Genomic DNA, 12,822 nt, shown 5'->3' on the forward strand with positions numbered 1-12,822 from the left:
AAAACCTTCAAAATCCTTGCTGAGCGATATCGTAACCGTGGCAAAAGATTGGGCTTAAGATTCAATTTAATTGCGGGAATCTATAATATGGAACTGAGTGAAAAATGACTTATGAAAGAAGTCTATTTAAAAAAGAGTATATGCAAATATGCTCTTTTTTTTATCGTTTATAAATTATAATCACACCCTGTAAAATGATAAATAAATCAACAAAAACCCACAAACCGAGACTTACACAATAAATTAATCCCGAAGCCTATTTCTCAGTAAAAAAATTAATCTCAAATTGATTGGCATAATCAACCAAAAAGTAAATTATATTGTTTAATTAAATTTAAAAATAAAATCTATTTAAAATTAAAAGTAAAATATTTATACCCGCACACACAAATACACAGAAAAAATCTATAAATCTAAATATTTAACGACAATATTCACATTCTATGGATTTTAAAAACAATATTTATTGTTATATTTCAAATACAAATAAAATTTAAACCAATACAAATACAACAAAATAAACTTGAATATTACACTAAAATACAAAAACATAGTTACAAATACTTACATAACTTTAAATTACTTTACTTTATCGTTGCATTTTTGAGATGTATTTCTCACTATTGTGCAAATAGTGTTTCATGATTAAACTAAAAACATTCTCAATATAGACAAGTAAAAATTAATTACCGTGATGAGGTAAATATGAATAAGAACGGATTTACTTTAATAGAATTAATTATTGCGGTGGTAATTATTGCAATATTGGCATCCATTGCTATTCCAAGCTATCAAAACTACATCACTCGTTCAAAAATTAAAGAAGCGCAATCAAATCTCATCGCATTATCACTTTCTGCAGAGAATAATTATCAACGTACACTTAATTATCCTACGGCTTCACTAACAACCAGCAGTGCTTTAGTAGCAAACACAGTATTTAAAAGTTGGGCACCATCTTCAAATGCATTTGAATATAAATATGTATCTACAGATGGTTCAACATACACACTCACTGCAACGGGCAATGAAACGAAAGTTTCTGGCTGTACTCTCACTCTAAATAACCAGAGTGTAAAAACAATCTCTGGTTGCGGCTCAGTCACTGAATGGATGAAATGATATGAAAATACAACATCCGACTGCACAAACAGGTTTCACGCTCATTGAGCTGATGATCACAATTGGACTTTTTTCCATTTTGTTAATGCTTGGTTCTTCACTTACGCGTACTTGGGTTGACCGTAGCCAAGTCAATAGTGCACTCACAACCTTTAAAACTGCTGTGACGCAAGCAAAAGCCTCTGCACTACGCAATAGCAATAATCAATTAATGAGTAATTCATCCGTCAGTGTTTGCTTAGATAGCACAACCAATACATTAAATATTATACGTACCGCGTTCAACTCGACTGATGTATGTGATGTTCCTTCCAGCCCATCAGCAAGCAGTAATACCCTTTTACGTACATTTCCACTTTCTAAAGATATTTTTATTAAACAGGGTACATATAACTTTCAGTGTATGTCTTTTAATTCGGCTGGTGTACTCATACTTGTTTCAGGTAGTGGGTGCTCAAGTGACCTAGCAACAGCATTTAAGGTAGGAAAAAATGATGAAACAGCTGACATCTATATCTTATAAAGAGCAAGGCTTTACCTTACTCGAAGCCTTAGTTGGTCTTATGCTTTTTTCTATCGTCATTCTTGGTAGTGGCGCTGCAATCAGCAAAATGCTCACTACTCAAAAAGACCTAAATACTAATTTTATTATTATTAATATGATGCAATCTAAATTGCAAAATGCACTAAACAATACAGACACAGGTAGCGTTTGCAATGCTGTAAACAAAGACAGTTTTGTTTTAGCCAGCAAAACCTACTATACAGCATGTGCAATTGAAAAAATAAATATGGGTACAACAGAGACACAGTGGCCTGTACTTGCTGTAAGCACAACTCTTGCTGAAGCTCAAACATGTGCAAATGGAACGGCAAGTGATAACTGCTATATGGTAGGGAGATAAATCATGCTTAGAAATGGTTTTACGATTATCGAACTACTTGTTGGAATAGTAATTGCCATGCTGTGTATGGTCACCATGCTCATGCTATTTAAACAACTGACTCAAGTGAGTGTAAGTTCAACACAAGATGCTGAATACGATGCACAGTTACAATCTGGTATGTTAACTATTCAAAAATATGTCCAGAATGCTGGCTTCGGCTCTGGTCAACAATCAGATATTGCTTCAGGTACATATTCTGGTAATCCAGCAATTTTTTGGCGTTCAGTGAAAGAAATTAATACAACACCACTTTCCTATGAATGTAAGGGAATTGGCGAGGTTGTTACAACAGAAGATGGACAAAAAATTCATCGTCTTGTCCTTTTGAAAAAAACAGCGTGTGGTACGACAGAAGCTATTACATCTGGAACATGGGAAAAAGATCAATCCATTATAGCCATAAGAAATAGTACAGCTACACCTATTTATCAATATGCGATTACATCAGGCACTGGATGCTCCCCATTTGGTATTGAAAAAGCATCTGGCACTGGGCTAAAGCAAATTACACTCACAGCAACACGCCAGTATATGACTGGAATTGGTCAAAATATTCAAAATGTAATCTGTCTTAACAATATAACTTCAACTTAGAAAGTGAGGGATGAGCAATGCATACTTTAAAAAAACAGCAAGGCATGGCAACCGTACTTCTAGTATTGCTCATTGGCATCACTGTCATGCTGCTTACAGCAACTGTCGCAAAAACCTTAGTCACTAACCGTGAAGCAGGTGTGGCAGCTCACGCACAAACCAATGCACAGCTTATGGGCTGGGCTGGTGTAAGTGCATTTAAAGAATATTTATTGAATCAGGGCAAAATAAATGCAACGAATATTCCAGCATTGAACGGGCGAAGCATTACCCTAAGATCTGATGCAAACAAAAAAGAAATTATTGCCAAAAATATCCGTGTTTCCGGCTGTACAACTGAAGGAGCAGCCTGTACGGTTACTGCAAATATCAGTTCAAACAACTTAAGCTCTCAAGCGGCAACGACTATTGAAGTAATCTATAATTTGACCTTAACTAATGGAACAGTTGCTGTTGTCAGCGAAAATAGCGCAATTAACTTCGGTGGCAACACCGTATTTACAGGGGCGACGTTAATCGAGTCTGAATCACCAAATGCCAAAGTGACACTCAATGTTGACGGCAACCTCGCTCTCAATCTTCTATTTAAAACCAAAAATATTTCTGAGCTGAATATCAATGCAACTGGAGATGTATACATCGATTGTGGCGCTCAAAACTGCGGTGATGCCATTATTAATGTCACTTCGAGAGGAAAAGTTACATTATTAACAGGCGATAATTTTGGAGATATCAAAGCGCTGAGCACTGTAACTCTCTATACAAGTGCAACAGCTAAAAATATTCAATCCATTGGCAACGTCGAGCTTAGTGGCTGGTCTAAAGCAGACAATATTGAAACCATGGGCAATGTGACCATCAGCGCTTCAACAGTAAAAGATATTAAAGCCAATGGCTGGGTCAGTCTCAACACTGGGGCTACAGCTGGAAAAATTGAATCGAATAAAGATGTTTCTTTATGGACTGGAAGTAAATCACAAGATATTTTTGCTAAAGGTGAAGTTGAGATTCACACCGATAATACAGCAGGTAATATTAAAGCTGGCGGAAAAGTTACTGTAACAGGAGTTAATGCCCGCGCTAAAAACGTAGAAACATTAGGAGCTGTTGAGCTGTGGCTAGGTGGTAAAACCGATGACATTACAGCAAAAGGTAATGTTGAAGTGCATACTGGTAGCAATGCTGGTCATATTAAATCTGCAGGAAAAGTTCAAGTGATTGGGCTTGGAGCAAGTGCAAAAGATATTTATGTCGTTGGCTCAGATATTGATGTTTCTTTGTTTGCTACATCCGGTTCTACTTATAAGAAACAAACTCAGCTTTCTCCATTTTTTAATGTAATGACAGCTCCAACTGTGACCATTAATGAGCAAGGCATACGGAAAGGTATTAGTGACAGTACAGCATTTGAAACTAAAGTTGATGTAACCGTCTACAAACAAGAAGCCAACTATATTTTCACTAAAAGTGGCAAGTTTGACCGCGTATACCTCAACCAATTAAAAAACAAAGCGAATACGCTGACTTATATTTATGAAAATAATAGTCAATATATTTTGAATGCCGATGGAACTAAACAATCTATCAACTCTCAAGGCTTTTCAATCGGTGATTATACATTTAATGGAAAAACTTATACTGGAGCGATTTGTCTTACTGTGACCAATGGAAAATGCAGCAGTGAAATCATTGGTTATCTGCCTCGAATTAGTATTGGCAAAACCCTAGGAATAGATGACGATTACGGTTATGGCAATATTTTAAATAGATGGCGTGTACGCTCGATTATGAATCCATCTTCACTGGACAATGCCACACTCGCACCTGGGATCATGTATTTTGAAGGTACTTTAGAGTTCGCAGGCGCAGCCAACTGGCAAGCTGACAGCTTAACGAATGCCTATACCAATAGCTTCTTAGCAGAAGGAGAAATTTGGTCTATCGCCTTCTCTCCGCGTATTTATGCCCCTTATGAAGTTGTACGTGAAGGTGCCGACAAAGTTGGTTTGATCTGTAACCGCCGTTTAAAAACCGTAAATAACATTGATCTTACAATTACTGCGACAACACCAACAACATTGTCAGAGCGCTATTTAGTACCAGTGAACCTGTGTAAAAATGACAATGAATTCCTTTTAAATATGGACAAAAATCCTGATCAAACCAATAAAAAAGTCACTATTGACGGTAAGTCAATTGATAAATTAGATTTAGGCCGTGTAGCATTAATGGCAAATGATCAAATTCATATTGGCGCATGTACCCGTATTTATGGTGATGTTCTTAGCCGTAAAGGTGTAACTACTTCTGCAGCCTGTGGTATTACAAATAATACCAATGCTATTACTGGAAATATTGGAACCCAAGGTGTAGATGGTGGTCTTATTGCAAACCATATATTAGGCGGTACAAAGATTACTGTCCCATCTAAAAATGGTGATGGATCAGGTACGCCAAATACAGGTAATGGCTTAAAAGCATCAAGCTCAAAAGTGCAGTGGTCTAGGTACCTATAAAACTAACATCCAGCCAGCTCAACAGCATTGTTGAGCTGGCTTTTTTATCTTCAAATTCACAACCTCACTCAAAATTTCGGATAAAAAATTTAGCTCAAAGCAAAAAGCTGTATCTTATAATTTTAAAAATTATCACCGCTGGACATCAGACCTAAAAAACCGTATAACAGCCTTCGATTTTCAACACATAGGCAGGTCACATTGAAACTTGTTCTTGCGCCCATGGAAGGCTTAACAGATCCCATTATGCGTGATGTACTCACATCCGTCGGAAGCTTTGACTGGTGTGTAACTGAGTTCATTCGTGTGACGGATTCCGTATTGCCTGACCATGTCTATCACAGCTATTGCCCTGAACTCTTAACCGAAGGTAAAACGGCTGCTGGCACACCCGTGCATGTACAATTTTTAGGTAACAATCCCGACATGCTCGCAGCCAATGCTGTCCGAGCAGTTGAGCTTGGTGCGCCAGCGATCGACATGAACTTTGGTTGCCCTGCTAAAACAGTGAATCGACACCGTGGTGGCTCTGTATTACTGGATGAACCAGAAGTCGTGCATGAACTGGTCAAAGCCGTTCGTGATGCTGTACCAGCCCATATTCCTGTTTCTGCCAAAATGCGTCTTGGTTATCTCGACCGTAACTTTACCTTAGAAAATGCGCATGCTATTGAAGATGCAGGTGCTTCATGGGTCACTGTTCATGCACGTACCAAAGCAGATGGCTATACCCCGCCTGCATTTTGGGATTTACTGCAACCTATTCGTGAAAGCTTAAAAATTAATGTGATTGCCAATGGCGAAATTTGGACCAATGCAGACGCTAAACAGTGTCAGCGAGAGTCTGGCTGTGAAGATTTGATGATTGGACGCGCAGCCGTGACGACACCAGATATTACCCAATGTATCCGTAAAAACACTGACGAAGCACTCATTACATGGGAAGAACTGATTCAGCTCCAAATCCGTTTTTTGAGTGGCCCCTATAAGAAAGAAATCAATATGGTGGGACGCTATAAACAATGGCTTGGCATGATGTCCAAACATTATCCTGAAGCCAAAGTGCTTTGGGATGACGTTAAAAAAGTTAAACCACTTATCGATATTGTGCAAAAGCTACAACAGCACCAATAATCAAAAGCCCTTCAAATGAAGGGCTTTATTGGCGTTGAGCTACCCATCTTTTACAGCGCCACATGCATTGTTTGTAGTAAAAAATCGATTTCCTGAGGTGAAAACTCTTTCGACACGTCTGAAGTCGGATTCAGAACTAAAATTGCTCCCTGTGTCATTTCAAATAATTTTCGTGTCGGCAAATGAATAAAAGGTTCATCCCCTAAATCCGTATAAATGGTGTCTGCGTCTAAAAAGAAAGGGATCGCTTGTTCCCCATGCTCTGTTTCCAACATGCGAAATTGAATGCGTCCATTAGTTTGCTCAGTACCAAGCGCATAAATATCTGCCATTAATAATTGCTGTAAAAATTGTGGCGTTAATTCAGGGTCTTCTGATGCTTGTAAAAATAAATTTGCTAAATTAGATGTGGTCATTTGTTGTATTTTTCTGTGTGTTGTTATTGCCTCGTATCATAACAAAAGAACCTCAGATCACAAAACGTGTTATACGCTGTAATTCCCCCAATAAACATTCACTTGAGCGAACTCTCTCTATCCATATCCGCTTTGGCCTGTTGTAAATTTTTGACATGTTGACGTTGTGTTTTCCAAGATTTTTCTAAAATTTCCTGTTCTAAGCGTCGCTGAATACGTTTAAGTTTCATGGCTGATATACAGGGTTCTTTAAAGGTTTTTACATAATCTATCCAAGTTGCACCGCGAAATACATTGTCAGGCATGCTGGTTTTAAACTCACAATCCGGCATAAAAACCACAATAGAATGAATCAAATGAGGCTCTAAAATATCAGCCAAAATCTGTTCTAAAACTTTTTGATGCTTATAATTCTGATGCAATGGATTTTGAAATTTGTAGCTACTTTTATAAATCTTTTGTGTCCACATTTTTTGACGTTCGCTACCAAAAATCCAGCCTTTGTAGTTTTTAGTTTCCACCACAAAAATGCCATAAGGACTTAATAAAATATGATCTATTTGTGTGGTCTGATTTTGTGCATCTGGCAAGGTACAATCATTTAATAAAGTATATTGCTCTTTGTCCAAATACAGTTTGACATGCGCACTGACTGCAAACTCACCGAATTTCCCTTTTAAAATAGGCTTAAATACTTTGAATGCAGCTGCAATAAAAATAAGTAGAATCATCCACCACATCTGGGCGAATAGGGGCATCAGCATTTGTGTAATATTCATTTAGATGAATTGAGTATGATTTATTTAAAGACATCATACCCATCTAAAGCATTATTTTATAAATTAATTTTTAAAAAAATAAAAAAATCTGTACGCTATTTATTCAAATTTAAGATCGTATAGTGAGTTGTTTGCTTTAAGCTGACGAAAGCTTCATTAATACCAAACCTGAAATAATCAGTACCGCGGCCAACATTCGCATGGCTGAGGCTGGCTCACCTAAAAACAGAATGCCCACAGCAAATGAGCCCACCGCACCAATACCTGTCCAGACGGTATAAGCCGTACCTAAGGGCAAAGACTTCATGGCATAAGACAACAGCGCAAAGCTCGCTATCATAAAAATGATGGTCAATATGCTGGGTGTAAGCTTAGTAAATCCATCGGACACTTTCATACAATAAGCCCAAACCACTTCCAACATACCCGCTACAATTAATAAAACCCAAGCCATACTACCCTTGCCCTGTTGAACAATTAAAACTAAAAAATCGACACAAAAAAGTGCCAACTCAATTTGAGATGGCACTTAGAATACACATTAAGAGGATGAAAACTTCATCAGCACTAAGCCAGAAATAATCAGTACAGCTGCCAACATTCGCATAGCCGTTGCTGGCTCACCTAGTACAAAAATACCTACGGCAAATGAGCCAATGGCACCAATGCCAGTCCAAATGGTATAGGCGGTTCCCAAAGGCAAAGTTCGCATGGCATAGGCCAATAAGCCAAAACTTAAAACCATGAAAACTAATGTAATAATGCTGGGACTCAGTTTTGTAAAACCTTCGGACATTTTCATTGTATATGCCCAAATAATTTCAAAAACACCTGCAAAAACGAGAACTATCCAAGCCACGATGCCTGCTCCTTCTATAGAGTCAGGTCGTCCTGACGATTTTTCTCATTTTCACATTGTGGCAAAAATGAGGGAGGTCGTTCCTCCTTCTAATGGTGCAATCATAACTATTTTCGAATCATTTTAGAGCATTTTTTACATTTTATGACCTAAAACAAACCTACAAAAAGTAGGCCTTTGAATTGATCTCTTCAAAGGCCTATGCAGATTTAAGTCGAGTAGTCGTCGGTCAAATTCTTAAAATTTGAAGCGAATACCGGCTCCATACGACCATGCTTGATCGGTTGGCTCTTTCGACTGCCATAAGTTTTCAGTATGGCCTTTACTATATTCATAAGCAATGTCGACATAAGGCATCACCTTTTTACTAATTTCATAACGTGCTTCTAAGCCTGCTGTTGCACGACTTAAGCCCGTTTTTTGCGCATATTTAGATTCATCACTCAAAACAATGCTTAAATCTAAATAGGGCTTTAAAATGAGCTTTTGGCTTAAAAGCAAATCACGCTCAGTTTCCAAACTCAATGCGACATATTGGTCTGCGCCCATATATAAATAAGCATTGGTTTCAAAAAAATACGGCGCAAGACCATGTAGCCCCATAACCGCATCTAGTTGTTCTTCCGTGTCCGTATACTGTGCATTCATTTGCACCTTTTCAGCGCGGTACTGCACACCGACTTGGGCATCCCAAAAATCTGAGATCATGCGGCTATACAACAGCTTTGCCTCTAAACTTAGCTCTTCCGATTCAGGTCGATCCGCATGAAGTTTAAAAAAGATCTTATTTTCATCAGTCCCAATTCGGCTTTCTAGCTCTGTTTTCCATATCCCCTGATCATCATTATTCATGCGCCATTGGCTATCAATGGTTGTCACTGCATAGACTTGGGCACCATGTTCTTTACGGTGATCGTGGCCTTCGTGTGGCACTTGTTCAGCGCTATGTTGCAATGAATCTAACATAGCGTGCTGATGTGACATTTGAGCAGGCTGTTGAGAATGTTCTGGCATTGCCATGTCAGCGCTCGTAGCTGTGTTTGGTTCAGATGCAGATGGAGACTCCATATCCATCATCTCGTGATGCGAATGCGGATGATCCGACATCATTGGCATTGTTACTTGAGCAGACGACTTCGCCTGACTAAACCCACTGGTCAGGACTAAAGTAGTCGCAAGTACTGACTGTGCAAGCACAGAGAAAGAAATATCATTAATGTTGCGCATGCGTTTTTTCTCCCTCTGTTAGATGCTTTGAACTACTTTTAGATTGCGGTTGTTGATCTTTCTGTACCAATTGAGCTTCGCTAGGCTGAGATTGATGTTCAGCAACATCGTGCTGTGCATGTGACATTTGTGGGTGCATCATGTCTGCCTGTGACATTGAATGCATAGCCATGTCCTGATGCATCATGTGACTATGATCCATAGACATTGAAGCCACTTCAGATGGTTCTTTTTTGGACTGTGTTTGTGTCTGAGCCATTGCGACACCACTGCTCAAAGCCATGAGTAATACGCCAGCAAAGTGTAAGAAACGCAAATTAATGGTGCGCATGTGCATCTCCTTGAGTTGGTGTTGTCGTAGTTTGAGTGGCGTGTGGTAAAGTCGATACGTCTGCATCACTGACATTCGCAACGATCAATTTACTCATCATCCCTACACTCATGTGATACAGCAGATGGCAGTGAATCGCCCACTCTCCCAACTCATCCGCAGTCAGCAATGCTGTGACTGTTTGAGCAGGTGGCACAATAATCGTATGCTTATTCGGCATATCTGAGGCAGATTGGCCATTTTCCAATTGCATAAACATGCCATGTAAATGCATTGGATGCGCCATCATGCTGTCATTGACAAATTTAATGCGAATACGCTCGCCATATTTCACTTTTAAAGGTTCAGCATCACTAAACTTTTTACCGTTAATAGTCCAAATATAGCGCTCCATCGTGCCTCCAAGATGGATCACCAATTCACTGCTTGCTTCACGGGTATCCGTCTGCGGATTTAATGCTTTGAGGTCACTGTACTGTAGTGCCTTGTCCCCTTTTGGTGTAGAGGCATTTGCCCATCCATATACAGGTGCTGTGCTTGACGCTGTTTCAGACGAAGCATGCTTCATGTATGAATGATCCATTTCAGACATCGCTTCATGGTTCATTTTGGAATGATCCATTTCAGACATCGCTTCATGGTTCATTTTGGAATGGTCCATTTCAGACATTGCTTCGTGGTTCATTTTGGAATGATCCATTGCAGACATCGCTTCATGGTTCATTTTGGAATGATCCATTGCAGACATCGCATCATGGTTCATTTTTGAATGGTCCATTTCAGACATCGCTTCATGGTTCATTTTGGAATGATCCATTTCAGGCATCGCATCATGGTTCATTTTGGAATGATCCATCGTGTTATGATCTGTAGAAGACCCATGTCCCATGTCGGCCATACTGAGTAAGGCACGTGGGCGCGCTCGCGGTCGTTGTATGCCCTGCATCAGAGGGCTCAACTCATTATGCAATGTTCCTACTGCAAAGCCTGAACGGTCAATCGACTCTGCTTCTATTTGATAATGTGCCGCCTTAGGCTGCACAATCACATCATAAGTTTCTGCCGCCCCAATACGGAATTCGTCTACATTTACTGGTTTCACAGCTTGACCATCAGCACTCACCACGGTCATGCTTAAATTGGGTATACGCACATCAAAAAATGACATTGCTGAAGCATTAATAAAGCGTAAACGAACTTTCTCATTCGGTTTAAACATACCCGTCCAGTTTTGCTCAGCTGTCTTTCCATTGACCAAAAAGGTATAGCCCGTAACATCAGACAAATCTGTTTTGAGCATACGCATCTGATTCCACATTTTGCGATCAGACCATGTCGCTTTTAGACCATCTCGTTTAACTTGCTTCCAAACATCGGGCAGTGTTTCACGCTGATTTTGATAATATTCCGCTGAAATTTTTAGGTTTTTTTGTAATTCTGCGCTGGTTTTTTCATGAAAATCAGACAACATGACCACATAATCGCGCTCTGCTTGTTCATGACTAGCCAAAGGCTTTTTGCCTTTTGGATAAATCACCAAAGGCCCATACAAACCATCTTGCTCTTGCCCCTTAGAATGGGCGTGATACCAATAGGTACCACTTTGGCGAACTTTAAATTTGTAGACAAATTCTTGATTGGGACGAATTCCAGTAAAGCCATTAAATCCAGGAACACCATCCATCAGTCCAGGCAGTAAAAGCCCATGCCAATGAATTGAAGAATCCTGTGTTTTTAAATGATTTTTTACCCGAATGACCGCCTCATCACCCTCTTCAAATTCGAGTTGAGGTGCAGGAAACTGGCCATTGACCGTAATGCGTTTGACAGGCTTACCTGTCACATTAATCAACTGTTCATCAATATTGAGTTGATATTCTTTGACCGCAGCGAACGCCCCTGCGGAGATGCTGAGGCAAGACCCAAGCACAAGGTATTTAAATACTGTAGACATAACTTAACCTTTGTTTAAATTGCGAGAATGCGTTTTAAATTCAGATTAAGCTTTGGGAGGACGTAAAATTTCTTGCCAATAGCCCTGTAAATGCTGTGCAGCATAAGGACTAACGAGCGCAGATTTAAATTCCACTGAGCGTGGTTCTACCCATTCATTCGGCGTTAATTCCACTGCAACCAACATCATTTGGCAATGCCACTGCGCACAAACTTGGCAGCCATCTTTATGTTTAAGCGTGCTATTCGATAAATCACAATGCGCCAATGGCATTGCTTTAGTGGTATCAGAATGAGAGGACGGTTTCGATTGCTGATGGCAGTCCGACATTAACATGGTCGATGCGCCATGCTCAGGCAAATGCTTCGTAGCCAATTGCACCTCATGTACAGAATGCGAAGAGCTATGATCGACGTTGACTGAAGTTGTTTCAGCGTCAACATGCGCCTGTGTTTTTTCTGCATGAAGCATACTGGTATTAACACTCAGTTTTTGCATCGACATAAAATATTGCATTGGGATTTGCATTGCAGACACGGCACTGCTCCAGCTGATGACAAAAGCCATCAACATGACAAATACACGATGTCGATACAAAAAATGAAGCACCTTGCTCATCCCCAATGACGAATAAAGCTTATGTCTATACAAAGTTTTATTTCAATTTACATCATTCTATCCCGAATAATGCACATAAAGCAAAATCTGTTCTTTATGAGTTATACACAGCTTTTTAAATTTAATTTAACCATTTCAATTTCGTAAAATTCAGACGCATTAAAACAATAAAGTTATTTTTTAAACAGCTATTTTTTAAACAAAAGATTAATAAAAGCCCATATTCTTAAAGACTTCAGACGTATAAAAAGGACTCGATTGAGTCCTTTTTATACATTTTTTGTCTAATTTATAAACTATTGAGCTTAAAATGCTTATTAATTAA

The 12,822-nt window shown here is 39.1% G+C and carries 14 protein-coding genes and 1 pseudogene; 7 read left to right on the forward strand and 8 right to left on the reverse strand.

The features are described from left to right. From DYI81_RS15585 to DYI81_RS15615, 7 genes and pseudogenes are all read left to right on the forward strand, one after another. Positions 1–108: pseudogene (locus DYI81_RS15585) on the forward strand (IS5/IS1182 family transposase); the annotation flags it as partial. A 597-nt stretch (positions 109–705) separates the two neighbouring features. Next, positions 706–1,122: a type IV pilin protein gene (locus DYI81_RS15590; protein WP_106985985.1), complete on the forward strand. Its 417-nt coding sequence runs from the start codon at positions 706–708 to the stop codon at positions 1,120–1,122. A gap of 1 nt (position 1,123) precedes the next feature. After that, on the forward strand, positions 1,124–1,645 hold the full coding sequence (locus DYI81_RS15595; protein WP_106985986.1) for a prepilin-type N-terminal cleavage/methylation domain-containing protein: 522 nt from the start codon (positions 1,124–1,126) through the stop codon (positions 1,643–1,645). Next, the gene (locus DYI81_RS15600; protein ID WP_106985987.1) at positions 1,614–2,027 is read left to right on the forward strand and encodes a prepilin-type N-terminal cleavage/methylation domain-containing protein; all 414 of its coding nucleotides are present in this window, start codon (positions 1,614–1,616) and stop codon (positions 2,025–2,027) included. The genes DYI81_RS15595 and DYI81_RS15600 overlap by 32 nt, the downstream gene beginning before the upstream one ends. 3 nt (positions 2,028–2,030) lie before the next feature. Further along, the gene (locus DYI81_RS15605; protein WP_117008048.1) at positions 2,031–2,663 is read left to right on the forward strand and encodes a hypothetical protein; all 633 of its coding nucleotides are present in this window, start codon (positions 2,031–2,033) and stop codon (positions 2,661–2,663) included. Positions 2,664–2,680: 17 nt separating this feature from the next. Next, positions 2,681–5,179: a hypothetical protein gene (locus DYI81_RS15610; protein ID WP_117008049.1), complete on the forward strand. Its 2,499-nt coding sequence runs from the start codon at positions 2,681–2,683 to the stop codon at positions 5,177–5,179. 201 nt (positions 5,180–5,380) lie between these two features. Continuing rightward, positions 5,381–6,313 carry a tRNA-dihydrouridine synthase gene (locus DYI81_RS15615; RefSeq protein ID WP_178962583.1) on the forward strand — a complete coding sequence of 311 codons (933 nt, stop codon included), beginning with the start codon at positions 5,381–5,383 and terminating at the stop codon, positions 6,311–6,313. A gap of 50 nt (positions 6,314–6,363) precedes the next feature. Here the strand turns inward: DYI81_RS15615 and DYI81_RS15620 are convergent, their stop codons facing one another. The 8 genes from DYI81_RS15620 to DYI81_RS15655 all read right to left on the reverse strand — a co-directional run bounded on the left by DYI81_RS15620 (position 6,364) and on the right by DYI81_RS15655 (position 12,488). Continuing rightward, positions 6,364–6,729, reverse strand: a complete 366-nt coding sequence (locus DYI81_RS15620; RefSeq protein WP_106985991.1) for an SseB family protein — start codon at positions 6,727–6,729, stop codon at positions 6,364–6,366. Between the two features lie 98 nt (positions 6,730–6,827). Further along, positions 6,828–7,508, reverse strand: coding sequence for a nuclease-related domain-containing protein (locus DYI81_RS15625; RefSeq protein WP_106985992.1), 681 nt, complete (start codon positions 7,506–7,508; stop codon positions 6,828–6,830). A 136-nt stretch (positions 7,509–7,644) separates the two neighbouring features. Continuing rightward, the gene (gene sugE, locus DYI81_RS15630) at positions 7,645–7,962 is read right to left on the reverse strand and encodes a quaternary ammonium compound efflux SMR transporter SugE (RefSeq protein ID WP_106986024.1); all 318 of its coding nucleotides are present in this window, start codon (positions 7,960–7,962) and stop codon (positions 7,645–7,647) included. Positions 7,963–8,049: 87 nt separating this feature from the next. Beyond that, positions 8,050–8,367, reverse strand: coding sequence for a multidrug efflux SMR transporter (locus DYI81_RS15635; RefSeq protein WP_117008050.1), 318 nt, complete (start codon positions 8,365–8,367; stop codon positions 8,050–8,052). Positions 8,368–8,604: 237 nt separating this feature from the next. Next, positions 8,605–9,594 (reverse strand): copper resistance protein B, encoded by a 990-nt coding sequence (locus tag DYI81_RS15640; RefSeq protein WP_117008051.1) that lies wholly within the window; start codon positions 9,592–9,594, stop codon positions 8,605–8,607. Continuing rightward, entirely contained in the window at positions 9,581–9,925 is a 345-nt protein-coding gene (locus DYI81_RS15645; protein ID WP_117008052.1) for a hypothetical protein, read from the reverse strand. Before DYI81_RS15645 ends, DYI81_RS15640 begins: the two co-directional genes overlap by 14 nt. Continuing rightward, complete coding sequence (locus DYI81_RS15650) at positions 9,912–11,879, reverse strand: multicopper oxidase domain-containing protein (RefSeq protein WP_117008053.1); 1,968 nt, start codon at positions 11,877–11,879, stop codon at positions 9,912–9,914. Before DYI81_RS15650 ends, DYI81_RS15645 begins: the two co-directional genes overlap by 14 nt. Positions 11,880–11,924: 45 nt before the next feature. Beyond that, a complete protein-coding gene (locus DYI81_RS15655) occupies positions 11,925–12,488 on the reverse strand; it encodes a hypothetical protein (RefSeq protein WP_130125664.1) in 564 nt (187 codons plus the stop codon). Positions 12,489–12,822 lie beyond the last annotated feature (334 nt).

The organism is Acinetobacter sp. SWAC5 (assembly GCF_003419885.1).
Classification (GTDB): Bacteria; Pseudomonadota; Gammaproteobacteria; order Pseudomonadales; family Moraxellaceae; genus Acinetobacter; species Acinetobacter cumulans.

Bases quoted from the DNA above. Each gene is read 5' to 3' on its own strand.
- DYI81_RS15590 (WP_106985985.1), top strand. From the start codon at position 706: ATGAATAAGAACGGATTTACTTTAATAGAATTAATTATTGCGGTGGTA.
- DYI81_RS15595 (WP_106985986.1), top strand. From the start codon at position 1,124: ATGAAAATACAACATCCGACTGCACAAACAGGTTTCACGCTCATTGAG.
- DYI81_RS15600 (WP_106985987.1), top strand. From the start codon at position 1,614: ATGATGAAACAGCTGACATCTATATCTTATAAAGAGCAAGGCTTTACC.
- DYI81_RS15605 (WP_117008048.1), top strand. From the start codon at position 2,031: ATGCTTAGAAATGGTTTTACGATTATCGAACTACTTGTTGGAATAGTA.
- DYI81_RS15610 (WP_117008049.1), top strand. From the start codon at position 2,681: ATGCATACTTTAAAAAAACAGCAAGGCATGGCAACCGTACTTCTAGTA.
- DYI81_RS15620 (WP_106985991.1), bottom strand. From the start codon at position 6,729: ATGACCACATCTAATTTAGCAAATTTATTTTTACAAGCATCAGAAGAC.
- DYI81_RS15625 (WP_106985992.1), bottom strand. From the start codon at position 7,508: ATGAATATTACACAAATGCTGATGCCCCTATTCGCCCAGATGTGGTGG.
- sugE (WP_106986024.1), bottom strand. From the start codon at position 7,962: ATGGCTTGGGTTTTATTAATTGTAGCGGGTATGTTGGAAGTGGTTTGG.
- DYI81_RS15640 (WP_117008051.1), bottom strand. From the start codon at position 9,594: ATGCGCAACATTAATGATATTTCTTTCTCTGTGCTTGCACAGTCAGTA.
- DYI81_RS15645 (WP_117008052.1), bottom strand. From the start codon at position 9,925: ATGCGCACCATTAATTTGCGTTTCTTACACTTTGCTGGCGTATTACTC.
- DYI81_RS15650 (WP_117008053.1), bottom strand. From the start codon at position 11,879: ATGTCTACAGTATTTAAATACCTTGTGCTTGGGTCTTGCCTCAGCATC.